This is a genomic window from Kineosporia babensis (genome assembly GCF_021129305.1).
Classification (GTDB): Bacteria; Actinomycetota; Actinomycetes; order Actinomycetales; family Kineosporiaceae; genus Kineosporia; species Kineosporia babensis.
In genome coordinates this window covers 61,981-87,741 of sequence record NZ_JAJOMB010000025.1, presented here as the reverse complement: position 1 = coordinate 87,741, position 25,761 = coordinate 61,981, and the positions used below count along the sequence as shown (strand labels likewise).

Sequence of the window (25,761 nt, the reverse complement as noted above, 5' to 3'; positions counted from 1 at the left end):
AAAACAGGGGGTGCCCACGACTTTCGTGGGCACCCCCTGTTTTTCAGTTGGCTGTCGCCCTCAGCGGGTGACGAGGATGACGACCCGGCGGTTCGCCCGGCGCCCCTCGGGGGTGCCGCCGATGACGGCGGGCCGCTCGGGACCGAAGCCCTTGATCTTCGTGCGCACCTCGGCCCCGTACATCTTCAGGGCCGTGCACACCGCCTTGGCACGCTTGGCGGACAGCCGCAGTTCGTGACTGCGCAGCCCCGCGTAGTCGGTGTACCCCTCACACCTCACCGCTTCGGCGCCCCTGAGGTTCTTGACCACCGACTTCACCTGGGCCCGGCCCTTCTTCGTCAGCCGGGCACTGTTGAAGTTGAACAGGCCGTCGCCCGAGAGGCTGGCGCCCTGGCCCTTGGCCAGCTGCCGGGAACCGAGCTTGGTGATCGGATGGGCGTCCGCCCCGGTGGAGGCCGAGTTGAACGCCTTCGTGCGGCGATGCTTCCCACGGACCTTCGTCGGATCGGCGGGGATCTTGACCAGGTGACTGCGGTCGATCTTCGGCAACGGCTTCGTGCCCGGGCCCGGCTTGGTGGGAGTCGGCGGCGGTGTCGGGGTGGCGCCGACGCTGGGGACGTAGGCGGCCATCCCGGTCTGCTCATAAGCATCGGTGACCTGGAACCCGATCCCGACCCCCTTGCCGGTGAACCCGCGCTCCGGGGTGAACGTGATGACGCCGGTGGCCGGGTCGAGCTCGTAGGTGCCTTCCCCGGCGATCGTGACGGGACCGGCGCTCGGGGTACCGGCGGAGTCCAGCAGGGCCAGGACGTCGCCCTCGCGGTGGGCGATCGTGGCACGCTGGGCAGCCGGGCCGGTACTGGTCAGCGCCTTCGGCGCCGGGGCAGCGGGCTTGCGCACGGTTGCGGTGTAGAGCGCCGTGGCCTTCAAGTTCCCCGCGGAGGCGACCTGGTAGCGGACCCCGGCGGTGGTGCCGCTGTACCCACGCTCCGGAGCGAAAGTAATGACTCCCGTGCTGGGGTTGAGGGTGTAGACCCCGACCCCGCTCACGGTGACCGTGGTGGTGGGCTCGCCCGCCGCGTCCAGGAGAGTCACGTTGCCGCCCTCCGGGATCGTGACCTTCGCCTGCTGCACGGCGGTCGCGACCCCGGTACTGGACAGGTCCGGGGGAGTGGGCCGCACGGGGGACGAATCCGCGACGACGGCGAACGACCTGGTCACGTCGGTGGCCGCCGCGTAGGTGAGGTTGCCGGGCTGTTTCGCGGTGATCGTGCAGGTCCCCAGGGCGACCAGGGTGAGCGTGGATCCGGACACCGTGCAGATCGCGGGGGTAGAGCTGGTGTACGTCACCGCCAGGGACGAGTCGGCGCTCGCGGTCAGGGTCGCGCTGCCCGAGGACAGTGGGGTGTCCGCCGGCTGCGGGAACGTGATGGCCTGTGGAGTGCTGCCGGTGGCCGCGGCGGCGCTGAGGGTGTACTGCAGATGCAGCGTGCGGGAGGCACCGGCGGCCAGCGTCGGGGTCTTGATCACCTGGTAGATCAGACCGTCCCGGAAGTTGGTGGATCCGACCGTGGTGCACGCGGATCCGCCCGGGCCAGGATAGAACTGAGCCAGGTTCGAGGTATTGGTGCAGCCGGAGCTCTCGATGGCGGCCAGGGAATCGGTGTCGACGCTGCGCAGGTCGAGGTACGAACCGTCGGTCTGGGTGGCCGAGGCCACCGATGCCGGGTCTCCGGCACCGACCTGCGCGACGATCGTGTTCCGGGTGTAGTAGCTGCCGGGGGTGTCGGCGACACCGTCACCGTCACCGTCGCATGACGGCGTGGTGACCGTCGCACAGTTGTCCGGGTCCACGCCCCGCGCGTAGTACACGTTGGTCATCGCAGAGCCGGTGGTGTTCGTGAGCGTCACGTCGATGTCGAGGGCCTGCTTGTCCGCTGCCGCCGTGATCACCTGGGAGACGCTGATCCCGTCCACCGGCGCTGTCGAACTCCAGGTGGCGGCGGCGGTGGTGCCGGTCAACGTGGGCGTCGCATACGAACCAGCGACGCTGTCGGTGGAGTTGTCGTTCCACTGAGGGGTCCCGCTGTCGCCGACCTGGAACCCCCATCCTTCGTAGGGGTTTCCGGGGGTGAAGAAGTCTCCGTCATCCGTCCCGACACCCCAGCCGTCCTTGTCCCGGTCCGACCGGAACCCGAGAATGGTGCCGGAGTCGTTCCGTGGGTGATACCCAGCCGGGGCGGAGACGGTGGAACCGAGCGAACCGTTGGCGCGAGAGCCGACCTCCACATATCCGTTCGTCAGGAACACCTCGCCCGTGACGAGCTGCGCATCACCGACCGGCGCCGCGGCCGCGGGCGAGGCCACCATCACCACCGGCAGCAGCCCCACCGCGACGATCGCCGCCACCCCGCGCATTCGTACCCCACCCGACATGTGCTCCCCCTTGTCGGATCCGATCAGGAGCGAACCCCCGAAAGGCCCATAACGTACAGTGATACTTCTTGCTCAGAGTAGTCACTGGGGTCCCGTTGGACAGCTCCTACCCAGCAGAAACTTGCTGCTGTCCTGTGCAGAGAGACGGTCTGCCAGGCTGGGTGCCACGAGCAGTAACCGGTGAAATCGCGGCGCACAGAGTCGCCGAGCGCCGCGATCCCAAGGAGGCCACCCTGCCCCGCCGACAGTGGAACGACGTGCCGGCAGCCGTTCGTACGGCCGTCGAACAGCGCACCGGACCGGTCGTGGATGTCACCCCTGTCGATCACGGGTCCGCGTCCGACGTGGCCGCGGTCCTGCACACCGCATCCGGCGACGTCTTCTGCAAGGGTGCAAGCGTCGACGCCCCGACGGCGTGGACACATCGGCGCGAGGCGCAACTGAACCAGTTCGTGCCCCCGATCGCGCCCCGGATCCGCTGGCACATCGCTACAGGCGGGTGGGTGGTGAACGGATTCGACCGGGCCCTGGGGCGGCACGTCGACGTCACCCCCGGATCGCCTGATCTGCCAGTTCTGGCCTCAACTCTCACCATGATGTCGACCGTCCGGGCACCTGCCGCGATGATTCAGCCAGCAACCGCCCGATGGGCTGCAGCCATCGCGCCCGACCTGGTCGACGGCGACATCTTGATCCACACGGACGCGACGCCGAAAAACTATGTGATCGAAGGCAACTCGATCAGTGTGGTCGACTGGTCAGCGCCGTGCCGAGGCGCAGCATGGATCGACACCGCGCTCATGGTGATCCGGCTCATCCGGGCAGGCCACACCCCAGACCGGGCAGAGCAATGGGCCGGCCTCGTCCCAGCCTGGTCATCCGCGCCCCGGCACGCCGTGACCGCGTTCGTCGAGCAGAGCGCTCGCCGCCTCAACAACCGAGCCCAGACGTCTCCCGCCGTCCACCTGCGCGAACTGGCCCAGGCAGCAACGAGCTGGGCGAGCGCCCGTACCTAATCTCGATCGTTAATCGTGGCATCGCCAGCAAGCGGCTACGCCTCGACGCCGGGCCCGCGAATCTCGCCAACGGCCGCGCCGGGCTGAACAGGTTCGCCGACGATGTCCTCGACACCTCCGGCGCGACCGCGATCATCGCGACGATCGGGCCCCGGCAGGTTCGACGCGGCCCTGCGTGACCCGGCCGCGGGCCTCGCCCTCGACGGCCGCTACGACAGCGGCGATCACCTGCACCCTTCCGAGGCCGGACAGGCCCAGCTCGGCCGGACGGCCGTCACCGCACTGCACGACCGGCTGCCCCCGACCGAACCTGCCGCGAGCGTCCCGGCCCGAAAGGCAACTGCTGTGCCCACTGTCGCCGAACTCGCCGCCCGTGACCGCGACGTCGTCGCCGGTTTCTACGGAGCCATGACCCGCGCCGAGCACAACGGCGGATTCAGCCCCGAGGACCTCACCCGGGTCCAGGACTTCTCCACCCACGAACGCGAACCTGATCGCCCTGCGGACCAGCGGCACCATGCCCGACTGACCGCGTTGAGCCATCGGCGTGCTCGCCGATTGTGCTCGACTGCTGACGCTGCGAAGATGCCTCAGGGCTTGTGACTGCCGTCACAGTGCTGGGGTTCTTCCGGGGAGGGGCGGGCCGATGGGTCTCCGTATGGGCGTGGCGGTGGCGGGGCTTTCGGCGGTGCTCATGTCTGGTCTCGGAACCGCCCAGGCTGTACCTGCGGCGCCGAGGCTCAAGGGGACGTCGATGGCCGCGCCTGCGGCGATCTGGCTGAGCGCAGATTCCGCTGCGGCCAGCCGCACGATCGGGGTGCACGCCGTACAGCTGCGCTCGAGCGCGGTCTATGAGCTGGTCAGCCGCAGGACCCGCACCGGCCCGTCGTCGACGACGGTGACTCGCTCACCGGCGTGGACCGTGCTGTCCCGGGTCAGGACGAACACGAACGGCCAGTTCTCGACGCGGTTCGTCGTGCCGCTGAACTGGCGGCACGATCACCTGATCGAGGTACGTAAGGCCAAGGGCGCCGACCTGGTCAAGGGCGCTCGCGACTGGCTCACGGTCACCCCGCCGCGGCCGGCCCTGGCCGTGAACACCGCCACGGCCCACAACGGTTCACGCGTGCGGGTCGTCGTCAGCGGGTTGCGGGCCCGCGCCCGGTATGAGGCGTTCAGCATCAAGATCCGTTCCAGCGGGTATGCCGCGGACGGCGAAGAAATGCGGGAGCCGAGCGAGCTGCGCACCTTCCGCACCGATGCCGACGGACGGGCGCGCTTCACGATCACCGTCCCCGACGACTGGCGCGAGGATCATCTGGTCGAGGTCCTGAAGGCCAACAGCCAGACCCTCGTCGCTGGGGCCGGTGCCTGGATCACCGTTCTGCCCGGACGCACGGTGTAAGGCCTTCGCGCGACCGCGCTCGCTTCTGCAGGGCGGCCCGTTCATCTCATCATCACCGCGATCAACGACGTCTCGCGCTACCGGTAGCCGCTGGGGGCCCAGCGGGGAAAGCTCAGCGTTGAGCCAGGTCGTGGCGTCCTTGGACTACACCTCTTCACGTTCGCTTGATTTCGCGTGCGCGCGGCGATTTATTGAAACGCGCTGCGCGTTACGTTTAACAGAACAGGCCATGCTGGCTATCCAGAAGGAAACTTCTAGCTAGTTGACTGGGAGGAAGGCCCGGATGGAGCCGAAGGGGCCGGGGAGGGCCCCGGCGAGCGCTGACGCGTTATTGAGCCGGTTACCGCCCCTGGTGGGCCGGCCTGCCCAGGTGCCCCACAGCGTCCCTAGGTAGAAGCCCTGGCTCTGCGTCCGTCAAAGGGTTCGCCTCGTGGGCCGGTCGGTTGTCATCCTGCTGTCATGGCCTCTCCAGCGCTGATGGACCGGGCTCGGCGGGCGTGGGTCGGCCTGGCTGGCGTTCCGGTCGTGTTTCCCCAGGACGGCGGGCTCAGTGTGGGTGTGCGAGCAGACTCGGGTTTGTGTCCGCCGGGGTGGGTCGGCGTTGTCGTGCTGGGCGGCGCAGGCATCGTGACGGTCCCGGGTGAGGACCTGATCGGTGCGTTCGCTGGGCTGTCCGTCGCGGGCGCGGTGGATCCGGGCCTGCTGCGCAGCAGGCTGGCGGTCCGGCAGGTGCTGGGCCCGGCGGCCCTGGCCTACCTCGACGAGACGGAGTTTCGCCCGATGGCAGGGCCGGTCCGTGTCGAGAGTCTGCCGGTGCAGGATGCTGGGCTGGCCGAACTGCTGACGTCGGTGGGCACCGAGGACGCCGAGGAGTCCGGGCTCGAGGACGTCACCTCGGACGTCTTCGTCGTCCGGGATGCCTCGAGGGTGATTGCTGCTGCGGGGTATGGCCATTGGCCTGGTGCGGTGGCGCATTTATGCGTGCTGACGGTGCCAGAGTACCGGGGCCGGCATCTGGCCCGGGCGGTGGCGTCGGCTGCGACCCGGGATGCGCTGCAGCATCGGCTGCTTCCTCAATGGCGGGCTCGTCCCGCAGCGTCCCGGCGGGTGGCTCAGCGTCTGGGATTCCGCGACCTCGGGACTCAGCTGAGCCTGCTGCCCGGGACGCCTGGGCTTTTGTTCACGTCTTGAGCATAATTTCCGGCGTGGGCCCTTCGACTGTTTCCTCCACCGCCGATCTACGTCTGATGCATCTCTCGCGCACACTGAGAGCTGTTCACCTGTCACCGACCGCACTCAGCCGGGCCGATCTGTCCCGGCACCTGGGCTGCACCCGGGCCACGGCCGGCACGCTGATCGCGGATCTGGAACGGCTGGGCCTGGTGCAGGAGAAAGCCACGCTGGTCACGGGCGGGCGAGGCCGGCCGAGCGCACTGCTGGGGCCGGCGGCGGACGGGCCGGTGGTGGTGACGCTCGGGATCGCGACGGATGCGGTGCGCGTGGCGCACTCGCCGATCACCGGCGGCCTGAACGAGGTGCACACGCGGGCCCTGGAGTCGCAGGACGTCGATGTGGTGCTGGCGAGCGCCCGGGATCTGCTGACAGAACGGCTGGTCCGGCTGGGCACGCGGGTGGCCGGGGTCGGGGTCGCGATTCACGGGCTGGTCGAGCGGACGAGCGGGCAGGTGCTGTCGGCGCCGGGGCTCGGGTGGGCCGGTGAGCCGGTGGATGTGCTGGCCGGGCTGGGGTTGCAGCCGGATCGGCGGGTGCGGGTGGGCAATGTGGCCACGCTGATGGCTGTGGCCGAGGCGACGCGCGGCCGTGTGGCGGCCGAACCGGGGCAGGTCGTGCTGGTGCTGCACGCCGATGTCGGTGTCGGGGGCGCTCTCCTGGTCGACGGGCGCCCGGTCACCGGACGTCGGGGGCTGGCCGGCGAGTACGGGCACGCCCCTTTGGGCGTGGACGATCTTCCCTGCCGGTGTGGCGCTCGCGGATGCTGGGAGACGGAGATGGACCGGCTGGCGGTGGCCCGGATGGCGGGGATCGAGGCGTCGGTGGCGACCGCGAGCGCCGTGGCCGACAGTGTGTTCCGGGAGGCGAGGACTGCGGCAGGGGATGCAGCGGTGCGGCGGGCGGCGGTGTCGCTGGGGCGTGGGATCGGGGTGCTGGTGGGCATTCACGATCCGGACCTGGTGCTGCTGAGCGAGCATGCGGCCGATCTGTACGACGCGGCGGGCGATGTGGTGCGGGAGGCCGCGGCCGCTCGCAGCACGCCGGCGAGCTTCCCGGAGCTGGCGCCGATCGAGGTGACGACGCTGGGCGAGGACGGCGGCCTGATCGGTGCGGCGGAGGCGGTGTTCGATGTCCTGCTCGAGGACCTGTCCCTTCTGACCAGCGAGCGCCGGACGGGACAGCGGTCACCGCGGTAACCGGTGCCCGCTGGGCTTCTTGCTCTTCATGTGTGCTGTTTCGGGACGGTTCAAGATCGGGCGGGTAATCTTTGGGCTGGGCGTGCTGGTCGTTTTGTCCGGTAAAGCTCGCTGAGCTGGCTGGACGAGATGGTGGGAGCGCCGCATGGTGATCGTGGTCGACAAGATTGCCTGGATCCGGATCGAGAACGGGCTGATCCTCAGTACCCTGTCGGCCGGTAAGGACGTCTACTACCTGCCCGGCGGCAAGCGTGATCCTGGTGAGAGCGACCTGCAGACGCTGGTGCGGGAGGTCCGCGAGGAGCTCAGTGTGGACGTCGTCCTGGACACGGCCGAGCACCTGGGCACGTTCCAGGCGCAGGCGCACGGGATGGCGCCGGGCAGCATCGTGCAGATGGCCTGCTACACCTCCGATTACACCGGTGATCTGAAGCCCGACAACGAGATCGCGGAGCTGGTCTGGTTCACCTACGCCGACCGCTGGCGTTCCTCCCCGGTGGACCAGCTGGTCTTCGAGCATCTGCATCAGGCCGGCCTGCTGAAGTAGGAGCTCTCAGGGGATTGCTGTGGGCCGGAGCAGATCTTGGTCACATCAGGTGGTACCGGCAGCTGCACATCATGGGGCCCCCTAGCCTCACTGGTGTGTCTCGTCTGAAGATCTCTGCGCGTTCTGTCGGTGCGGCGGTGGTGGGTGCTGCGCTCGCCGGGGCCGTGGTGCTGATGCCGGCTGGTGAAGTCGGCTCTTCGGTGGACGATGGGCTGATGAGCTCGTCTGATGCTGACGGAACGGCAGCCGTGGGAACTGTGGAGCTGGTGTCGGCCTCGGCGGCGGCCAAGCCGAGGAAGATCACGTACCCGAAGGCCGGGAAGAACACGTTCAAGGTGGCCACGGGCCGCAGCAAGGTCGCCGGGAAGAAGGGGCCGCTGCTGAAGTACCGGGTGGTGGTGGAGAAAGGCATCACCGGGATCACCGCCAACCAGTTCGCCGAGCAGGTCGTGACGACGCTGTCGGACAAGCGCAGCTGGACCGGTACGGGCACGGTGCGGCTGCAGCGAGTGCCGAACTCCGCTCGGTACGACTTCACGATCTACCTGGCCACCCCGCAGACCCGGGACACGTTGTGCGGGGACGCGACCCGGGCCAACCCCGACCGGTACACCTCCTGCCGTAACGGTGACCGGGTCGTGGTGAACGTGGCCCGCTGGGTGAACGGCGTACCCCACTACGGCGCCTCCCTGGAGCGCTACCGCGCCTACGTCATCAATCATGAGACCGGTCACCGGCTGGGCCACGGTCACGTGAAGTGTCCCGGTAAGGGCCGCACGGCGCCGGTGATGCAGCAGCAGACGCTGGGCCTGCACGGCTGCAAGGCCAACGCGTGGCCGAAGGTCAAGGGCAAGCTGTACACGGGCCCGGCCGGCGCCTACCAGGACCCGGTCCCGAAGGCCTAGGTCAGGGTTTCGAGCCACTGCCACAGGACGTCGGTGACCGCGTCTGGCTGGTCCTCGGGCAGGAAGTGCCCGGCCGGCCCGGGGACGGCGGCGACGGTGAGGTGGGGCAGATGCCTGGTGCACCAGTCGATGACCTGCGGGGTGACGATCGGTGTGCCCGGCGCGGTGATCAGCAGCTTCGGTACCGGTGAGACGCTCGCGTGCTGGGCGGCCGCGTTCAGGGCGGCGTGGGTCTCGGCGGGCTGACCGGCGATCGGGATCTGGCGGGGCCAGCTCAGCAGGGCACGCCGTGAGGCCGCATCGGGGTAGGGGCTTGCGTACTGCTTGAGGACGTCGGTGCCCGGGGAACGCTGGAGGGCCGCCGGGAGCAGCCTCTCCAGGAAGATGTTCTCCTCCAGCACCATCCGCTCACCCACCCCCGGTGTGCGCAGCTGCTGGAACAGCTCGCGACCGCCGGGGTCGAAGGCCTCCCAGCCCGGCAGCGGCTGGATGTGGCCCTCCATGACAGCGACGGCGCTGATCTGTTCGGGCCGTCGCCGCAGAAGTTCCAGCGCGAGCGCCACACCCCAGTCGTGGCCCACCACGACCACACCCGCGAGCGCGTCCTCGGTGAGGTCGGTGTCCCGGGTGCCCACCCCGTCCTCTGGTTCGTGCTCTTGAGAGATGTCCTCCAGCAGGGCGTCCAGGTGCTCAGCGTGCTCGGTGAAGGTGTAGCCGAGCCCCGCGGGCCGGGCGGAACGGCCCATGCCGATCAGGTCGGGTGCCAGGCAGCGCCAGCCCGGACGGCGCCCGGCGATCACGTGGCGCCACAGGTAGGAACTGGTCGGGTTGCCGTGCAGGAACAGCACCGGCCGGCCATTGCCGACCTCGTGCAGGTACATGGCGGTGCCCAGGACCGGCCGCATGCTCACGCCGTCCATCATGGCTTCCGGGGGACACGGTTGGCGCTGGGCGCTTCAGCGCAGAGGTCAGCGGTCGTGGGCGCCTAGGCGGCGTTGTTGCGGATCCGCGACAGGATGAGCTCGTCGATCGTCATGCCCAGGGCGGCGGCCTGCCGCTGAAGGGCCTGCTCCGTGCCGGTGTCCACCTCGACGACGTGCCGGTGCACCACGGGGGTACCCAGAGGCGGGAGATCCGAGAGGTCCCAGCCGTCCAGGTCCCCTTCGGCAGCGAACTCAAGACGGTGGATGAAATCGGGGTCCGGTAGCCCGGCGCCGCTCACCTGGTCACGTGCTGCCACGACGTTCCTCCCATGCTCCACGTTCGGCCTCTTCCGATGAGCTCCCAGTCTCGCCTACCCCGTGGCCGGGTGGTGCAAGAGCGGCGTAGAGGTCGGCGGTCTGGGTGGCGACGGTGTCCCAGGTGAAGTGCTGGGTGACGCGGTCGCGGCCGGCGTGGCCCAGGGCACTCGCGAGGGCGGGGTTGGTGATGAGCTGGTCGATGGCTTCGGCGAGGTGGTGTTCGGTGTCCGTGGCGGGGCCGGTGGACGGGACGAGGGTGCCGGTGACGCCGTCGTGGACGGCTTCGGGGATGCCGCCGACCGCGGTGGCGACGACTGCAGTGGCGCAGGCCATGGCTTCGAGGTTGACGATGCCCAGGGGTTCGTAGACGGAGGGGCAGCAGAAGACGGTGGCGTGGGTCAGGAGCTGACGTAGCTCGTGGACCGGGAGGGTCGCCCGGATCAGGTGCACATGGGGCTGGCCGGCGGCGAGGGTCTCGATTTCGGTGGCGGCCTGGGGTGTGTCGGGGGCGTCGGCGACGATGACGAAGTGGGCGCCGCTGCGGGTGCGGCGGGCTGCGCGCAGGAGGTGGGGTAGGCCTTTCTGGCGGGTGATGCGGCCGACGAACAGGACGTAGGGCTGCTCGGGGTCGATGCCGTGGCGGGTCAGGGCGTCGGTGGCGGGGTCGGGGTAGTACTGGGTGGTGTCGACGCCATTGCTGATCACGTGGATGCGCTCGGGCTGCACGCTGGGGTAGTGCTTCAGGATGTCGTCGCGCATGGCGAGGCTGACCGCGATCACGGCGTCGGCGCTGGTGATGGCGGTGTGCTCGGCCCAGCGGGAGAGCTCGTAGCCGCCGCCGAGCTGTTCGGCCTTCCAGGGGCGTAGCGGTTCCAGGGAGTGCGCGGTCATGACGTGGGGGACGTCGTGCAGCAGGGAGGCCCAGTGGCCGGCGAGGTTGGTGTACCAGGTGTGGGAGTGCACCAGGTCGACGTGGCTGACGGCGGCGGCCATGCCGGCGTTGGCGGTGAGGACGTCCAGGACCGGCTGCCCGGTGGCTACGTTGATCGGGTGGGCGGTGGCGTCGGGGCGGGGCTGGCCGAGGCAGTGCACGTCGACGTCGGTGTGATGGTGGCGCAGATGGCGGACCAGGTGCTCGACGTGGACGCCGCCTCCGCCGTAGACGTGGGGCGGGTATTCGCGGGTGAACAGGCCGACCGTGAGGCTGTTGTTTTTGTTCACGTCTTGAGCATAATTTCGGTGGGACATTTCGGGCGAGCCTGCGGACGGCATCGCGCCGACAAGGCAGCAGTTGTTCAGGTTGTTTCAGGGGGACGGATGGGCGAGTGGGCTGCGGATCTGGCGTTCGCGCTGGACTTCGCCGGGCAGGCCGGGCGGCGCGTGCGTGAGCTGGTCGCGGCCGGGCTGGAGGTGGCGGCCAAGGCCGACGCCTCACCGGTGACGGCGGCCGATCAGGAGCTGAACGAGACGTTCATCGAGCAGGTGCGCGCTCGCCGCCCGGGTGACGGGGTGCTGGGTGAGGAGGCGAGCTCTGCGCCCTCCGGTACTCCGTTGGACAGGGTGGACGGGGTGGACGGGCGGGTGTGGGTGATCGACCCGGTGGACGGCACGCAGCAGCTGATCCTGGGCATTCCCGTGTTCATGGTCTCGATCGCCCTGGTCGTGCACGGGCAGCCGGTGGTGGCGGTGGCGCACAATCCGTCCACGGGCGAGATGTACTGGGCCACGGCCGGTGGCGGGGCCTTTCGGGGTGGCGCCAGGGACATGGCCGGCGGCGAGGGGCCGCGGGTGGTGTCCCGGCTTTCGGTGTCCGGGCGCAGTGCGGTGGACGAGGCGCTCACGGTGAAGGGCGGCGGGAGCGTGCCTGCGCCGGGTGACCTGAACGCGGACGGTCTGCTGCAGGTCAGGACCGGCGCCAGCAGCCTGGTGGACGCTTCGGGGAGCGGGCGGGTCACGGCGGAGGTTCATCGGTTTCCGTGGCCGTCGGTGTTCTCGGGCTGCAAGGTGGCCGAGGGGTTCTGGGATGCCGATCTGTACAGCGGGCAGGCTCCCTGGGACTGCGCGGCCGTGGCGCTGCTGGTGATCGAGGCGGGTGGCCGGGTCAGTGACCGGCGGGGGCGCGAGCAGCGGTACGACCGGCCGGTGCAGGGGTGTGTGCTGTCCAACGGCCTGGTCCATGACGTGCTCGTGGACTCCTGGTGGCGCTCCTACCGGCCGCGCACCTAGACCTCACTGCGCCTGGGCCTGGGCGGGCTGGGATGCTTGCGGCATGAGGACTCACTGGGCTGCGTCGTTGTTCCTGCTCGTGGTCGCGGTGGTGAGCACGGTGGCCAATCCCAGTGTGGTCAACCTGGTCGTGGGCGTGTTCCTGGTGGCGCTCGCGCTGGTGATCGCGCCCCTGACCGGTGCGCTGCTGTTTCCCCGGTCGGTGACGTCGGCGCAGGCGGTCCAGGCGTCGCAGCAGGACGGGCGGCCGATCATCTACTGGCGCCCGGGCTGCCCGTTCTGCCTGCGGCTGCGCGCCACGGTGCGGGCTGAGGCGTCGAAGGCGTTGTGGGTGAACATCTGGGACGACCCGGAAGGCGCGGCCGCGGTGCGGGCGGTGGCGGACGGCAACGAGACGGTGCCGACGGTCGTCTGGGGCTCCGACGTGCACGTGAACCCCGATCCGGAGTGGGTGCGGGCGCGCCTGACCTCAGCCCCGTAAACCCCGTAGCAGTCTCAGAGGTGGCCGACGTCGTTGAAGCTGAGCAGGGCTGCGGGACGGCCGGTTTCCCACTGCAGCACGGTCAGGCCGCCGTTGGCCTGGTTCAGGCCCAGCCAGCGCCAGTCGGGCGCCTCGAGGACATGGCGCACGAACCACCCGATCACGAAGTTGTGGGTGACGACCAGGTCGGTGCGCTCATCAGCGGCCGGATGCCGGGCGTGGTCTGCGGTCCGGCTCAGCGCGGTCACCGCTTCCCGGAGGCGGACTGCGCCGGGATCACGTTCCTCGGGTGGCACCTGCTCGAAGAACGCCTGGTAGCGCTCAGGGTAGGTCTCGATGATCGGGGTGCGGTCCTTCGCCCACTCACAGGGGTGGGCCGGCACGCCCGGCAGGTGCTCGGCGACGATCGCGGCGCTCTGGGCGGCGCGCGGCAGGCTGCTGCAGTGGATGGCGTCGAACGGGATGCCGGCCAGGCGGTGCCCGAGTTGGCGGGCCTGCTCACGACCGCGGGGTGAGAGGTTCTCACCGTCGGGTTCCTGCTCGCCGTGGCGGACGAGATACAGCGTGGTGCGTGCCATCTGACCCTCCAGGGTGTGTGGAGTTGCCAGGTCTATCAGCCGGCGCCGACAAGCTTGGGCCGGACCTGCCCGGGAGAGGCCGGATCCGGTCGGATCGGGCAGAATGCAGAGCATGCTCATCCCTGCTGCGCCCGAACCGGAACCCGAAACGTGGCACGGGGGATCGGAACTCGCGGCCGTTGACGGCGAGCGCGAGAGCGGCCTGGATCCGGCGTACGCGTATGTGGCGCGGCTGGCGGCGATCGATGCGCAGGCGGCGCAGGATTCGCTGGCCCCGGCCACCCGGGAGGCGTACCGGCGGGCGTGGGAGGTGTTCGAGCAGTGGACGGCGCACAACGCGCTGATCGCGCTGCCGGCCTCGGCCTCGACGGTGCGGGCGTTCGTGGCGCATCTGCGTGATCGTGCGGTGCCGGCGAGCCTGCCGACGATCCATCAGCATCTGTCGGCGATCTGGGCGCGGCATGCCGAGCTGGGTGCGCCCTCGGCGCGCCAGGACGGGCAGTTGCGGCTGCGCCTGCAGGGGTACGCCCGCCAGGATCAGGAGCGGCTGGTCCGGCAGATGTCCGCGCTGATGGTGCGGGACGTGCAGCGGATCGTCACGGTGATGGACGACGAACTCAACCGGGCCCGCCGCGACCTGGGCGAGGAGCGGGACCTGCGCAAGGCCGAACTGCTGGCCCGGCGGGACAAGGCGGTGATCCTGGTCGGTCTGGCCACCGCGCTGCGCCGCTCGGAACTGGCCCGGATCGAGGTCGCGGACCTGAGCGAGGAGGTCGAGGGCCTGGTGATCACGCCGCGCTGGACCAAACGCGACCAGGCCGGGACCGAGCGCCACCCGCGGGCCGTGCCCCGGGGCTCGGCCCGCGCCACCTGCCCGGTGATCGCGCTGCAGGGCTGGCTGGCGCTGGCCGGGATCACCCAGGGGCCGGTGTTCCGGCCGGTCACCCGCTGGGGCACGGTCGGGGCGAAGGCGTTCACCCCGCAGGTGATCCGCACGATCGTGCAGCAGCGGGCCGAGGCAGCCGGTCTGCCCGGCACCTGGGGCGCGCACTCGCTGCGGGCCGGTTTCGCCACCCAGTCGGCCAAGAACGGGGTGGCCCGGCACGTGATCATGGCCGACGGGGACTGGCGTTCGGCCGCGGTGGACCGGTACCTGCGCCGCGGTGCGCTGTGGGACGGCGCTGCCTCCTCCAGCCTCGGCCTCTAGGCCTTGCCCGTCGCCGCGGGTCTGAGGCGCTCGCGGACGGCGTCAAGGTCGGGCAGGAACCACAGGTGCGGGCCGTGGTTGCTTTCGCGGACGAAGTCGCGCAGGGCGCTGCTGGCTTCCAGGTGGGCGCTGATGTCGCCGGTCACGGCCAGGCGCAACTGGTAGTTGACGAACTTCTGGACGATCGCGCCGGCCAGCCCGGTGCGCAGCCGGAAGAAGTCCTCGCTGAGCCGGGCGACGGGCACGACCACGAGATTCATGCCCTGCCAGGCGGCGGTGCCGACCAGGTCCAGGGCGTCGGCCTCACTCGCGATTACCGGCCCCTGCGGGTCGCAGACCAGCACCTGCACCCCGTTGATGTCCTCGACGACGTCGGCGGGCTCGTGCGGTGGCGTCATGCCGCCCGAGTGTAGGAAGACCCGGGTGGTCAGGCCCAGCCGTTTTCCGGCGGCGGTCCGGGCGGGGGAACGGCTGGGGCCTGGGGTTAACTTTGGGTGTTCCGTGACGACCAGGGACGGGTCCGGTACGTGCAAGGGTGAGGAGTCTGTGCGGTGAAGTCGTTCGCTTGTGGTGACGTGGTGCCCGACTGTGATGCCACGTTCGTCTGCGACACCGAGGACGACATCCTGGCCTCGGTCGCCGCGCACGCGGCGAGCGCGCACGGCCTCAGGACGATCCCGCCGGAGCTGGCCCGTGCGGTGCGCTCCGCCATCGTCACCCTCTGAGCGCGCTGCGCCATGACGGGCACGGGGATCTCCGCGTCGGCAGGTACGGCCCCTGACGCGATGCACCGCAAGAAGCTGGACTGGGAGGCGATGCTGTCCGGGGCGATCGACGCGGTGGGCGTGCAGGTGGTCTTCCAGCCGATCGTCGATGTGGCGCGGGGAACGGTCGCCGGGTACGAGTCGCTGATCCGTTTCCCGGGCTATGAGGTGCGTAACCCGGAGACCTGGTTCGCGGCCGCGCACGAGGCGGGCGTCGGCGCCGATCTGCAGGCCACGGCACTACGGCTGGGGCTGCAGGCGCGTGCGCAGCTTCCCCGGAACACGTTCCTGTCGGTGAACGTGGGCCCTGAGGTCCTGACCGATGCGGCCGTACGCCGGGTGTTCGCCGAGGCGGGCCGGCTCGAGGGCGTGGTCGTGGAGCTGACCGAGCACTACGACGTCGACGACCTGGACGGCATCCAGGCCGAGCTGCAGCGGCTGCGGGAGGGTGGCGCGCTGATCGCCGTGGACGATGCCGGGTCGGGGTATGCCGGGCTGAGCCGGATGCTGATGCTGCGCCCCTCCATGATCAAGCTGGACCGGGAGCTGGTCAGCGACCTGGATCATTCCGAGGCCAAGCGTGCGCTGGTGGAGATGGTCGGCACGTTCGCCGGGCGGATGGACGCCTGGCTGCTGGCCGAGGGTATCGAGCGTGAGGGGGAACTGCGGGCGCTGTCCTCGCTGGGGGTCCCGCTGGCGCAGGGCTTCTACCTGGGCCGCCCGAATCCGGCCTGGCAGGGCATCAGCGAGCCTGCCGGGCGCACGCTGGTCGAGCAGCCGGCGCGTTCTGGTCCGCGCACGCTGCGCCGTCTTCTGGAGCACCCGCCCGTGACCCGCCCGGACAGCCCGGCGTTGAGCGAGGAGGACGTCGTGGTGCTGTGCGACCAGGACTCACGGCCCGTGGGCCTGCTGGACAGCTCGGCCGGGCCGGTGCCCATCGCGGGGTTGCTGATCAACGTGGACACGGACTGGTCGCAGGCCGCCCTGCGGGCCATCACCCGTCCCGCCGGCGACTGGCCCGCTCCGCTGATCTGCACGGACAACGCCGGCCGGTACGTGGGCATCGTGCGCATACCCCGGCTCATCCACGCCCTGGCGGGCGGTAAGGCGTAGCACAGGGCCTTTGACACCAATGGGGGACGATCGCCCTGGCGACGCTTCGACGCTCGCCAGGGCGATCGTCCCCCATTGAGCAATTCGGGTCCGGCAGGTTCAGGCGGTGGCGAGGTTCTTGCCGGCGGCGCTGGCGGCCTCGTGAGCCGCGTTCTTCAGCTGGGCGCCGAGCTCGAGGAACTGGTCCAGGGCGGGGTTCACGCCGACCAGGGTGAACTCGCGCTCCACGACGGTCAGGTTCGCGCCCCACACGTCGGCGATGACCCGGCGCAGGAACGGCGTGGAGTGGTCCCAGCCCTCCTTGGGGGTGCCGGGGGAGTAGTTGCCGCCGCGGGTGGTCAGCAGCACGACGGGCTTGCCCTCCAGAAGGCGCTCGCTGGGGTCGCCGCCGGCCTGGACCAGGTCGATCCAGTTCTTGACGTGGTGCGAGACGCCCCAGTTGTACAGGGGGAAGGCCAGCACGACGTGGTCGGCGGCCTGCAGTTCCGAGCGCAGCTCCTGGGCCAGGGCCACGGCGCTCTTCTGCGCGTCGGTGCGCTGGTCCTCAGGCGTGTAACCGGCGCCGATCGCGCTCGCCCAGGCCTCGGCGGGCAGCGGGTCGGAGCCCAGGTGACGGGTCACGACCTGCTCCTGGGGGCGCTCGGCGCTCCAGGCGGCCAGCACCAGGTCGGCCAGTTCGCTGCTGGCGGAGTTCGGGCCGAGGATGCTGGCGTCGATACGCAGCAGGGTCATCGTGGTACTCCCATGGGTCGGGGACGGCCATCAGCCGCGGAGTTGAATGTTCAACTGCCACGACGATGCTGCCATGTCGCAGTTGAATGTTCAATCCACTATCCTGGGCGTGTGAGTGAGGACACCCCGTGGCTGTCGCAGGCCCAGCTGTACAACTGGATGCACCTGACCGGTGCCCTCACCGCCCTGCCCAGCGCCATCGAGACCCAGCTCAAGCGGGACTCGGGCCTGAACTTCTTCGAGTACTCGGTGCTCTCGGGCCTGTCCGGCGCACCGGGCCGGGCAATGAAGATGTCGTCCCTGGCCACCTGCGCCCTCGGCTCCCCCTCACGCCTGTCGCACGCGGTCACCCGGCTCGAACGGGCCGGGTGGGTCGAGCGGCGTAACTGCACCCACAGCACCCGCGCGGTCGAGGCGGTCCTGACCGACGCCGGCTACGCCAAGGTCGTGCAGGCCGCCCCCGCCCACGCCCGCGAGGCCCGCCGCCTGGTCGCCGACGTCCTGACCGAGGAAGAGTTCGACCAGCTGCGCCGCTCGCTGCGCAAGATCCTCAGGGTCGCCGCACCCGAGACCCTCGACCTGATCGACAGCTCCTTCGAGCAGCAGGCCGGCACCGAGGACCCGGAGCGCCCCGAGCCCACCGCCGGCCTGCAGCAGGTGTGCACAGACGCCCGCCACGCCGAACTGATGGCCGCCGGGCAGCTGGACCCCGATGCCCTCGCCCAGGAGAACGCCGGGCGGATCACGGCCTGAGACACCTCTTCGGAGGGTCAAACTGCCGCGGACGGGTACTTTTCCACCGATTCGCCAGCGCCCACCCCCTCCCGGGCGGTAGAAGTTTGTGCAGGCTGTGGGGCTGATCCGTGTCAGGGACGGATCGGCCCCACAGCCGCGTTCAGCGCGAACCGCTCGGGGCGCCCCGGGACTCCTCGTCCAGGAAGTTCGGCGCCCGGTTCTTCAGCACGAACACGTACACCACCAGGGACACGGCGATACACGCCATCACGTAGAACGCGAACTGGGGCACCAGGTCGTTCTTCTTCGCCGCCTCGAACAACAGCGGCGCGGTCCCCCCGAAACCGGAGTTGGCCAGCGCATACCCGAAGCCCACACCCAGCGCCCGCACATGCGCAGGAAACAGCTCGGCCTTCACGACCGCGTTGATCGACGTGTACCCGGTGAGGATCACGTACCCGAGAACCAGCATCCCCCACGAGGCCAGCGGCGAGCGCACCTCACCCAGAACCTGCACCACGAACCAGGTCCAGACCAGGCCACCCACACCGAAGAACACCAGCAACGGCTTGCGGCCCACATGATCACTGATCAGCCCACCGACCGGCTGCAGCAGCATCAGCACCGCCAGCGACGTGAAATTGATCCACGTCGCCGTCATCCCCTGACCCTCGTACGCGGCCTTGACCGTGGAAGGCCCGTTCACGCTGTACGTGTAGAACGCCACCGTCCCGCCCAGCGTCACCAGGAAACACACCGCCAACTGCCGCGGATAGGCAGTGAACAGCTCCACCAGCGACCCCGAACGCCGGGCACCAGCCTCCGCAGCCGGCAGCGACTCGTCCATCTGCCGGCGCAGATACAGCACCACCACAGCCCCGGCCGCCCCGATCCCGAACGCGATCCGCCACCCGAACTGCGCGATCTGCTCCTCCGAAAGCAGCACCTGCAGGACCAGCAGCACACTCTGAGCCAGCAGATGCCCGCCGACCAGCGTCAGATACTGGAAACTGGAGAAGAACCCCCGGCGCTCGCGGGTGGCCGCCTCGGACATGTACGTGGCGGAGGTGCCGTACTCGCCGCCGGTGGCGAAGCCCTGCACCAGCCGGCACAGCACCAGGACCACCACCGCGGCGGCACCGATCTGCTCACGGCCCGGGGTCACGGCGATGACGGCCGAGGCGGCGGCCATCAGGCTGACACTGAAGACCAGGGCAGGCCGGCGGCCGTGCCGGTCGGCGTAGCGGCCGAAGAACACCGACCCCAGCGGGCGCATCAGGAACGTGACGGCGAAGATCGCCATCGTGTAGATGCCCGCGTTCGGCTCGTCCCCGCCGAAGAACTTGTCCTCGAAGTAGGACGCGAACACCGTGTAGACGTACACGTCGTACCACTCGACCAGGTTGCCGAGAGAACCACGGACGGTGTTGAGCACCGCCCGCCGGTGACTGACCACCTGCTCCGGTGGCGGTGCGCTGGACGTACCGGTCATGGCGGTTCACCCCGATCCCGGCGTCCCGGCCACCAACCGGGCACACGGCGGACGCCCGGCGCCGGTGCCAACCGCTCACGCTACGTAGGACAGCCCTCACCGGAAAAGCCTCGCGCCGGAACCTTTACAGACTTTTTGCGTCGAAGGCGCCCCACCCGCCCCTTCCAGCCGACAACGTTGACCCCACCCCATCCGGCTGACCAGGGAGAAGACCGAACCTCCATGAGCGCGCACGACGCGGACGAGGACCGGATGCGCCTTGACCCCGCCACCGGCCTGCTGCACGGACCGGCCGGCACCACCGCCCTGACCGCCAAGGAACAGCACCTGCTGACCGCACTGCTGCACGGCCGGGGCCAGGTCGTCGCCCGCCACGACCTGCTGCAGGCCCTGTGGGACGTCACCCGCGGCGGCGCCTCCCGCACCCTGGACGTCCACATCGCCACCCTGCGCACCAAACTCCACGCCACCGGCGGACCCCGGATCGAGACCGTCCGCGGCACCGGCTACCGCCTGCTCCCACCCGGCCCGGACACCGCCGCAACCCCCAACCGATGACCGGCTGATCACCGCCCGCGCACCACCTGCAACTATGGCCCCGTGGAGACAGCGCACGACGCCTACCGGCGCATGCTCAGGGACGAACTCAGACCCCGCCTGCAAGCCCTCGGGTTCATCGCCCCCGCCCTCGAGACCGACACCCGGCACGAGCGCCCCGCCTTCCAGACCATCGGGCAGGAGAACTACGCCCCCGGAACCGGCGCCAGCGACTTCCGCCTCGAGATCCCCGGCTACTACGCCCTCCTGGCACCCCAGGAGTACTGGGGCAACAACTCCGCCAGCTTCCAGTTCACCATCAACGTCCTCGTCACCTCCCACCCCCAGTGGCAAGCCTTCCGCGAGAACGGCAAGGACTTCATGGGCAACCCCTGGCCCGCCGAACCCGACACCAGCACCCACTACGGCCCGGACGGCCCCTGGACCCAACGCCTGGGCCCGCTCATGGGCGTGGCAGACAAATGGTGGTACATCTCCGCCCGCCGCCCCACCGACCCCGTAGCCGAGGAAGTCGCCAACGCCGTCGCCACCTACGCCCTGCCCGCCATCAGCGAACGCACCCTCTAACGGCTAACCGGGCAGGAAAGCATCCTCAACCGCCGTCGCCACACTCGCCAGACGCCCCAGCGATCCCGCGCCCCGGTCATAGGCCTTCGTGTTGTTCAGGCTGGCGTGACCCAAGCCGTCCTGCAGCCGATCGATCTGCGCGCCGGCCTGGTCCAGATAGATCGTGGCATGCGAGGCACGCAACACATGCGGGGTCACATCCAGACCCACCCGCGCCCGCCGCGAAACCCGCACCGTCAGGTTGTACAACTCCCAGTACGTCATGCGCCCACCCTGAGGATTGACGAACAGCGGCCCGGACACGCGCTCGCCGATGTACTGCGAAAGCAGATGCCCGGTGCCGGGGGAGAGCGGCAACTCCTGGCGCTTACCGCCCTTGTGCGTGACCGTCACGGTCACGTGACCAAAGTGCTGACGGACGTCCTCAATATCAAGACTGACCAGCTCAGTGGCCCGCAGCCCACGCCCCAGCAGGACCCGCATGGCCACGTACGTGGTCTCGCCCTGACCCTCGGCCGCACTCAGGAAACGGGCCGCCTGAACAGTGTCCAGCGCGGCAGTGGCCGAGAAGTCCCCACCGCGAGGCCGCTTGATATGGGCGGCAGGCGAGGCAGCCAGGATGTCCTCACCGACCAGGTAGGCATACAGCGAGGACACAGCCGCAAGCTTCAGGCGCACAGTGTTGGCCGAGGCCGGACGGCCGTGAAAGCCACCGGTAGCACTGATCTGCCCCCGCCAGTCATCCACGTCACCGCGACGGGCATTCAGCGGATGCAGGGACCGGCCGGCGCAGAACTGACGCCACTGCACCTCAGCCGTGGTGTAGGTACGCACAGTGTTCTGGGCCCGCTGAGCAATCAGCCACGCCCGCACAAAATGCGGCCACGCATCACCGTTCCCGACCTCGAAAGCATCAGGGGTCTGCGGTACGGCCTCGACGCGCTCCAGCTGGGAATCGAACACCTGTCCATTCTTGCAGATACCCCCACACAGCCGCCCTACACGTAGTCCAGGACTGCAGCACAGGGCTTTTCACCCGGACCCCGATCCAGATCAACACCAGGAGGCACGAACCGATCTACCTCAAGGCGAACCCACGGACGGGCAGGGGAGCAGCGCCCTCCCAGCGCTCGCCACCCGCGCCTCACCATCGCAGCCGGCGGGGGAGCGGTTGCGATGGTGAGGAGGTAGCCGAGGGCTCTTCGCCGGGCTGCTCGATGGCCAGAGGATCACGAGGGGGAGAGCTGGTCACCCCTGCGACTCTGCTGCCGCCACCACGTAGATCAGCGGTGCGGGCGGCCGGCGCTACACGAAGGCCACCCAGCGGCACCGGGCTTTGGTGATCAGCGCAGGGTCCTTCGCCCCAGGCCCGCCGGGCACATGCCAGATCCAGCGGAGAACGCGACGCCGCTCTGCTCCACCGGCCCGAACAGATAATCACAGTTATCTAGGCCAAACATGTTGTGCCGCAACGCTTTTCGACACACCTCCCGCCACGCAGTGTGACCGAAACTGCCTGGGGGAGTAGCCCTGCGAGTACATTCCCCAGCTATGCCCACCAACACCCCCACCGGACCCCCAGCACCCCAACCCACCGACGCCCAACCGCTGCCACCCGACGATTTCCAGCGCTGGTACGGCACCTGGGAACCCCTCAACCCAGGCACGATCAGCGCGTTCATGCACGGATTCGACCAGCCCTGGTGGATCGTCGGCGGCTGGAGCATCCAAGCGTTCACCGGCATCAGCCGACCCCACGACGACATGGACATCTCCATCCTGGCCAGCGACATCCCAGCCTTCCGGGACTTCCTCGGCGACCGCTGGACCGCCTGGAACGCCGACGAAGGCTGGCTACGACCCTTCGACCAGCGATTCACCCAGGTCAGACCCGACAGCCAACTCTGGATCCGCCGCAACGCCCAATCACCCTGGATCCTCGACGTACCCTTCACACCCGACGCCGGCACTCGCCGCTGGACCAACAAACGCAACCCGGCCCACACCGAGAACCTCGAAGACGTCACCTGGATCGCACCCGACGGCCTGCGCTACGCAAAACCCGAAGTCACCCTCATGTTCAAGGCCGCCCAGGCCCGCGAGAAAGACCGCCAGGACGCCCACACCACGCTGCCGCTGCTCGACGAGCGGGCCCGCACCTGGCTCCGCGACACCATGCACCGCATCAACCCGGACCACCCATGGGCCCACTGACGAACCCCTTCTCAGCACCCTCAGCCGAACGCCGATAATGAACATTATGACATTTCGAGTGCTGGGGGCCCTCCTCCAGAGATAACCAACCGCATCTCGAAGACCAGACGCGCCCTACGACATTCGTTCCTCCACCGCCAGAACATCCGCAATCATCCGCAGCCCCTGAGCCTCGAACCCCTCGTCCCCCACCCGATACGCCCACACCGCCGTCGAGATCGCCCCACGCACCAAATCACGCTGCAGGACATCCGGATCAGCAGGCGGGGCGCCGTACCCCTCGTAGAACGCCGCCTCCAGATCCGGACGCCCGCGCCACTGCTGCACCATCAACCGCGTCACATCGGTGAACGCCGGCCGCAGCTCGGCCCGCCCGAAATCGATCACGCGCACCTCACCGTCGTGCACCAGCCAGTTGCGCGGCTGCCAGTCCCCGTGCGTCGGTACACAAGCAACGGACGGTGTGGGCCAGGAGGCGACCACCTCACGTAAACGCTGCACCACCGTTGGGTCGATGCGGTGCGGCTGATCCAGCCACCACAACGTCTTGGCCTGCGCCCGAACCTCAAAATCCCGTTCCGGAACGCTGAACTGGGCATGGAAGGCAGCCAGCAACTCCCCCGCCTGCCGGTGCGTCTCGGGCTGAAACTCGCTGTCCGTCCCCTGCACCAGATGCCCCGGCAGGTAACGCGTCACCAGCACCCGGGCATCCGCATCGGCCCAGAGCAACTCCGGCGCCCTGCCTCGATCCCGCCACACCCCCACCCAGTGCCGATGCGCGTGGATCTCGCGCAGCAAATGATGACCCGCCGCCCTGGCAGCCGCCTTCACCACCAGCCGCTCGCCGGCGTGCAGCACCTCCAGAACCGTCGTGTCGACCTGCCCCCAACTGTGATCCTGCACCACTTCGGCACCGGCCCACCGCTCCCCCAGCAACACCTGCTGCCGCTCACTGAGCTGCTCAAATCCCCTCGTCACCCGTTGAGGATAGGGCGTTTTCGCAAGACTGTCGGTGGCCCCTGGCACGCTTTCCCCATGCCTCGGACCGCCGTGCACTCCGCCATCATCAGCCTCGTCGCAGCCTTGGCCCCGCTCGACGAACTCGGCCGCGCCCACCGAGCCACCGCATTGGCCTGGCTCGCCTCAACGCCCGACATCTTCCGCCGCGCCAAACCCCGCACCCCATCCCCGCACCTGGTCGCCTACTTCCTGCTCGTCGACCGGTCAGCCGGCAGCGTGCTCCTGTGTGATCACCGCCTGGCCGGGCTCTGGCTACCGACCGGCGGGCACGTCGAACCCGACGAGCACCCCTACGACACGGTCCGCCGCGAGATCGTCGAGGAACTGGGCGTTTCGGCCGAGCCGGATCCCGTTCTGGGAGACAAGCCGTTCCTGGTCACAGTGACCGAGACCAAGGACGCACCCGAACGCCGGCACACCGATGTCAGCCTCTGGTTCGCCCTGCGTGGCCAGGAAGGCCAGCACCTGCAGCCCGACGAACGCGAATTCGTCCAGGTCCGCTGGTGGCCAGAAACCGAGATCAGGACCGCCGATCCGCACAGTTTCGATCCACATCTGGGCCGCGCCCTCGATGTCCTGGCTCTACGTCCGTGATGGTTGTGCTGAAGGGCAGGAGAAAAATGTTCGCTCAAAGCCTGTTATCGAAACAAGCTGGCTCTCGGGACAATTCAGCGACAGGGTCTCGAACCAGCCGACTCGTGCGAGACCGAGAGCCTACCTTCAGCAGGCAACACTTTCACAGCAGGGCGTACGCCGGGGGCAGCATTGACGCGCAGCAACACCGGAACCATTCATGCAGCAGCACCCACGGAAGGGAACGCCATCGAGCTGAACACCCAGGTCAGGCAACCCGCTCCCCTGAGTTGGACAAAGCTCGGACAGGCCCGTGGCCTATAGAGCAAGAAAGGAAGTCTGAATTCAATAGATTGAGCTCAAGGCCTGTTATCATTCGAAGCATGCAGGCCCGGACGGCTATTCAGTCATATCTCGGCGTCCTTGAGCGCGCCGGGGCTTCGCGGTCCACTCGCCGGCAACGGGAGTGGGCGCTCAGCCAGGCTCTCACAGCTGCTGCCCTGCAGCGTATCCACGGTGATGTGCCGACCGAGGAGCAGGTCCGCGAGACCTCCCCCGACCAGATCGACGCCACAGGTCAGCGCATCGATGTCACCGAGATCATCAGCGAGGAGTTCGCGGCCTGGTTCCTCCCCTGGGCTGCGACCGGAGTCCTCGCCAAGACCGATGGTGGGGCCAAGAGCCAGGCGGCATCGCGGGCCCGGGCTGCGGCCCTTCGAGCGCTGGCCTTGGCCAACGGCAGTACCCCGATCACCCACACCGAGCCGGCCGTCCAGCTGCGCACACCCACGCCGATGAACGCTCGAGCCTTGCGGCACGTGGCGTTCGACCTGGTCGCCGTTGATCCGCCGTCGAAGGCTGCCGTACGGATGGCGGCGATGCTCGGAGTCATGATCACGACGCCGCTGCGTCCGGTGGACCTGTGCCAGATGACGCTGGCCGACGTCACGGTCGGAGCGGACAGCAAGGTGACCATCCCGGCGCTGCCCTTGCCGCCGGACCTACCGACGCCCCCGGGGTACACCGGGCGCGAGACGATGGACTCCGCGCTGGGACGACTTCTGGAGAAGTGGCTCGAGACGCGGCAGGTACTGGTGTCACGCCTCGAGGGCACTCCCCCGGACAGTCTTTGGGTCTCGGTGCGGGCTTCCCCGACGGACGAGGGCGTGATCCGGCCGGCGGGACTGCCACTGCATCCTCGCGGTTTGGAACGCAGCTACGTGGGTCAGGCCAAGAACTTCAATGCCGAGCTGGCGGCCGGATCACGCACCTCGCTCCCCCTGGGACGGGACGGCGTTCCGGTGAGCCATCTTCCGCTGTCGTTCGACCACCTACGCCGTTCGCTGGAGACCCTCGAAGAGTCCGAGCTGGTCTGAGCTCCGCCCTCAGCCGTGCAACGCTCCCCCAAAAACGTCGGGACACCCAGGATCCTGCGCGGTACCGGGGCAGCAAAGTGTGCTCTGGACAAACTTTTGCTGCCCCGGTCTGCTTTTCGGGTTGGCTGTCGCTGCGATTTCTTAGT

General features: G+C 69.1%; 28 protein-coding genes. 18 read left to right on the top strand and 10 right to left on the bottom strand.

Going from position 1 to position 25,761, the window contains the following annotated elements:
• Positions 1-60 precede the first annotated feature (60 nt).
• A complete protein-coding gene (locus tag LR394_RS33900; protein WP_231448720.1) occupies positions 61-2,436 on the bottom strand; it encodes an OmpA family protein in 2,376 nt (791 codons plus the stop codon).
• A gap of 344 nt (positions 2,437-2,780) precedes the next feature.
• Here LR394_RS33900 and LR394_RS33895 point away from each other — a divergent pair, with 344 nt between their 5' ends.
• From LR394_RS33895 to LR394_RS33865, 7 genes are all read left to right on the top strand, one after another.
• Entirely contained in the window at positions 2,781-3,452 is a 672-nt protein-coding gene (locus LR394_RS33895) for a hypothetical protein (RefSeq protein WP_231448719.1), read from the top strand.
• A gap of 102 nt (positions 3,453-3,554) precedes the next feature.
• Positions 3,555-4,055 (top strand): hypothetical protein, encoded by a 501-nt coding sequence (locus LR394_RS33890; protein ID WP_231448718.1) that lies wholly within the window; start codon positions 3,555-3,557, stop codon positions 4,053-4,055.
• Positions 4,056-4,206: 151 nt separating this feature from the next.
• Positions 4,207-4,857 (top strand): hypothetical protein, encoded by a 651-nt coding sequence (locus LR394_RS33885; RefSeq protein WP_231448717.1) that lies wholly within the window; start codon positions 4,207-4,209, stop codon positions 4,855-4,857.
• A gap of 459 nt (positions 4,858-5,316) precedes the next feature.
• Positions 5,317-6,048: a GNAT family N-acetyltransferase gene (locus tag LR394_RS33880; protein ID WP_231448716.1), complete on the top strand. Its 732-nt coding sequence runs from the start codon at positions 5,317-5,319 to the stop codon at positions 6,046-6,048.
• 14 nt (positions 6,049-6,062) lie between these two features.
• A complete protein-coding gene (locus tag LR394_RS33875; RefSeq protein WP_231448715.1) occupies positions 6,063-7,286 on the top strand; it encodes an ROK family transcriptional regulator in 1,224 nt (407 codons plus the stop codon).
• Positions 7,287-7,434: 148 nt separating this feature from the next.
• Positions 7,435-7,833: an NUDIX hydrolase gene (locus LR394_RS33870; RefSeq protein WP_407937183.1), complete on the top strand. Its 399-nt coding sequence runs from the start codon at positions 7,435-7,437 to the stop codon at positions 7,831-7,833.
• A 95-nt stretch (positions 7,834-7,928) separates the two neighbouring features.
• Entirely contained in the window at positions 7,929-8,738 is an 810-nt protein-coding gene (locus LR394_RS33865; protein WP_231448713.1) for a DUF3152 domain-containing protein, read from the top strand.
• On the opposite strand, the gene LR394_RS33860 is transcribed toward LR394_RS33865, so the two are convergent.
• The 3 genes from LR394_RS33860 to glgA all read right to left on the bottom strand — a co-directional run bounded on the left by LR394_RS33860 (position 8,735) and on the right by glgA (position 11,200).
• Complete coding sequence (locus LR394_RS33860; protein ID WP_231448775.1) at positions 8,735-9,643, bottom strand: alpha/beta fold hydrolase; 909 nt, start codon at positions 9,641-9,643, stop codon at positions 8,735-8,737. The genes LR394_RS33865 and LR394_RS33860 overlap by 4 nt on opposite strands.
• A gap of 80 nt (positions 9,644-9,723) precedes the next feature.
• Complete coding sequence (locus LR394_RS33855) at positions 9,724-9,978, bottom strand: hypothetical protein (RefSeq protein WP_231448712.1); 255 nt, start codon at positions 9,976-9,978, stop codon at positions 9,724-9,726.
• Positions 9,965-11,200 (bottom strand): glycogen synthase, encoded by a 1,236-nt coding sequence (gene glgA, locus LR394_RS33850; protein WP_231448711.1) that lies wholly within the window; start codon positions 11,198-11,200, stop codon positions 9,965-9,967. Before glgA ends, LR394_RS33855 begins: the two co-directional genes overlap by 14 nt.
• A 96-nt stretch (positions 11,201-11,296) precedes the next feature.
• On the opposite strand from glgA, the gene LR394_RS33845 reads away from it, so the two are divergent.
• Both LR394_RS33845 and LR394_RS33840 read left to right on the top strand, forming a co-directional pair.
• Positions 11,297-12,205, top strand: coding sequence for an inositol monophosphatase family protein (locus tag LR394_RS33845; protein ID WP_231448710.1), 909 nt, complete (start codon positions 11,297-11,299; stop codon positions 12,203-12,205).
• A gap of 43 nt (positions 12,206-12,248) precedes the next feature.
• Positions 12,249-12,686: a glutaredoxin family protein gene (locus LR394_RS33840; protein WP_231448709.1), complete on the top strand. Its 438-nt coding sequence runs from the start codon at positions 12,249-12,251 to the stop codon at positions 12,684-12,686.
• Positions 12,687-12,700: 14 nt separating this feature from the next.
• On the opposite strand, the gene LR394_RS33835 is transcribed toward LR394_RS33840, so the two are convergent.
• The gene (locus LR394_RS33835; RefSeq protein ID WP_231448708.1) at positions 12,701-13,264 is read right to left on the bottom strand and encodes a histidine phosphatase family protein; all 564 of its coding nucleotides are present in this window, start codon (positions 13,262-13,264) and stop codon (positions 12,701-12,703) included.
• A 112-nt stretch (positions 13,265-13,376) separates the two neighbouring features.
• Between LR394_RS33835 and LR394_RS33830 the strand changes: the two genes are divergently transcribed.
• A complete protein-coding gene (locus tag LR394_RS33830; protein WP_231448707.1) occupies positions 13,377-14,471 on the top strand; it encodes a site-specific integrase in 1,095 nt (364 codons plus the stop codon).
• On the opposite strand, the gene LR394_RS33825 is transcribed toward LR394_RS33830, so the two are convergent.
• Positions 14,468-14,869: a DUF4180 domain-containing protein gene (locus LR394_RS33825; RefSeq protein ID WP_231448706.1), complete on the bottom strand. Its 402-nt coding sequence runs from the start codon at positions 14,867-14,869 to the stop codon at positions 14,468-14,470. The genes LR394_RS33830 and LR394_RS33825 overlap by 4 nt on opposite strands.
• Before the next feature lie 153 nt (positions 14,870-15,022).
• Between LR394_RS33825 and LR394_RS33820 the strand changes: the two genes are divergently transcribed.
• Complete coding sequence (locus LR394_RS33820) at positions 15,023-15,196, top strand: DUF1059 domain-containing protein (protein ID WP_231448705.1); 174 nt, start codon at positions 15,023-15,025, stop codon at positions 15,194-15,196.
• A 60-nt stretch (positions 15,197-15,256) separates the two neighbouring features.
• Positions 15,257-16,348, top strand: coding sequence for an EAL domain-containing protein (locus LR394_RS33815; protein WP_231448704.1), 1,092 nt, complete (start codon positions 15,257-15,259; stop codon positions 16,346-16,348).
• 99 nt (positions 16,349-16,447) lie between these two features.
• Here LR394_RS33815 and LR394_RS33810 read toward each other — a convergent pair whose 3' ends face one another.
• Positions 16,448-17,080: an FMN-dependent NADH-azoreductase gene (locus LR394_RS33810; protein WP_231448703.1), complete on the bottom strand. Its 633-nt coding sequence runs from the start codon at positions 17,078-17,080 to the stop codon at positions 16,448-16,450.
• Between the two features lie 111 nt (positions 17,081-17,191).
• On the opposite strand from LR394_RS33810, the gene LR394_RS33805 reads away from it, so the two are divergent.
• Entirely contained in the window at positions 17,192-17,833 is a 642-nt protein-coding gene (locus LR394_RS33805; protein WP_231448702.1) for a MarR family winged helix-turn-helix transcriptional regulator, read from the top strand.
• Positions 17,834-17,975: 142 nt separating this feature from the next.
• Here LR394_RS33805 and LR394_RS33800 read toward each other — a convergent pair whose 3' ends face one another.
• A complete protein-coding gene (locus LR394_RS33800) occupies positions 17,976-19,307 on the bottom strand; it encodes an MFS transporter (protein WP_231448701.1) in 1,332 nt (443 codons plus the stop codon).
• Between the two features lie 222 nt (positions 19,308-19,529).
• Here LR394_RS33800 and LR394_RS33795 point away from each other — a divergent pair, with 222 nt between their 5' ends.
• Positions 19,530-19,865, top strand: coding sequence for a winged helix-turn-helix domain-containing protein (locus tag LR394_RS33795; protein ID WP_231448700.1), 336 nt, complete (start codon positions 19,530-19,532; stop codon positions 19,863-19,865).
• A 42-nt stretch (positions 19,866-19,907) separates the two neighbouring features.
• Positions 19,908-20,432, top strand: coding sequence for a DUF4304 domain-containing protein (locus tag LR394_RS33790; RefSeq protein ID WP_231448699.1), 525 nt, complete (start codon positions 19,908-19,910; stop codon positions 20,430-20,432).
• A 3-nt stretch (positions 20,433-20,435) separates the two neighbouring features.
• On the opposite strand, the gene LR394_RS43385 is transcribed toward LR394_RS33790, so the two are convergent.
• Entirely contained in the window at positions 20,436-21,395 is a 960-nt protein-coding gene (locus LR394_RS43385) for a tyrosine-type recombinase/integrase (RefSeq protein ID WP_231448698.1), read from the bottom strand.
• A 588-nt stretch (positions 21,396-21,983) separates the two neighbouring features.
• On the opposite strand from LR394_RS43385, the gene LR394_RS33780 reads away from it, so the two are divergent.
• A complete protein-coding gene (locus tag LR394_RS33780; RefSeq protein ID WP_231448697.1) occupies positions 21,984-22,646 on the top strand; it encodes a nucleotidyltransferase domain-containing protein in 663 nt (220 codons plus the stop codon).
• A 114-nt stretch (positions 22,647-22,760) separates the two neighbouring features.
• Here the strand turns inward: LR394_RS33780 and LR394_RS33775 are convergent, their stop codons facing one another.
• Positions 22,761-23,624 carry an aminoglycoside phosphotransferase family protein gene (locus LR394_RS33775; RefSeq protein WP_231448696.1) on the bottom strand — a complete coding sequence of 288 codons (864 nt, stop codon included), beginning with the start codon at positions 23,622-23,624 and terminating at the stop codon, positions 22,761-22,763.
• Positions 23,625-23,681: 57 nt separating this feature from the next.
• Between LR394_RS33775 and LR394_RS33770 the strand changes: the two genes are divergently transcribed.
• Positions 23,682-24,260 carry an NUDIX hydrolase gene (locus LR394_RS33770; protein WP_231448695.1) on the top strand — a complete coding sequence of 193 codons (579 nt, stop codon included), beginning with the start codon at positions 23,682-23,684 and terminating at the stop codon, positions 24,258-24,260.
• A gap of 362 nt (positions 24,261-24,622) precedes the next feature.
• Complete coding sequence (locus LR394_RS33765) at positions 24,623-25,615, top strand: site-specific integrase (RefSeq protein WP_231448694.1); 993 nt, start codon at positions 24,623-24,625, stop codon at positions 25,613-25,615.
• Positions 25,616-25,761: the final 146 nt, after the last annotated feature.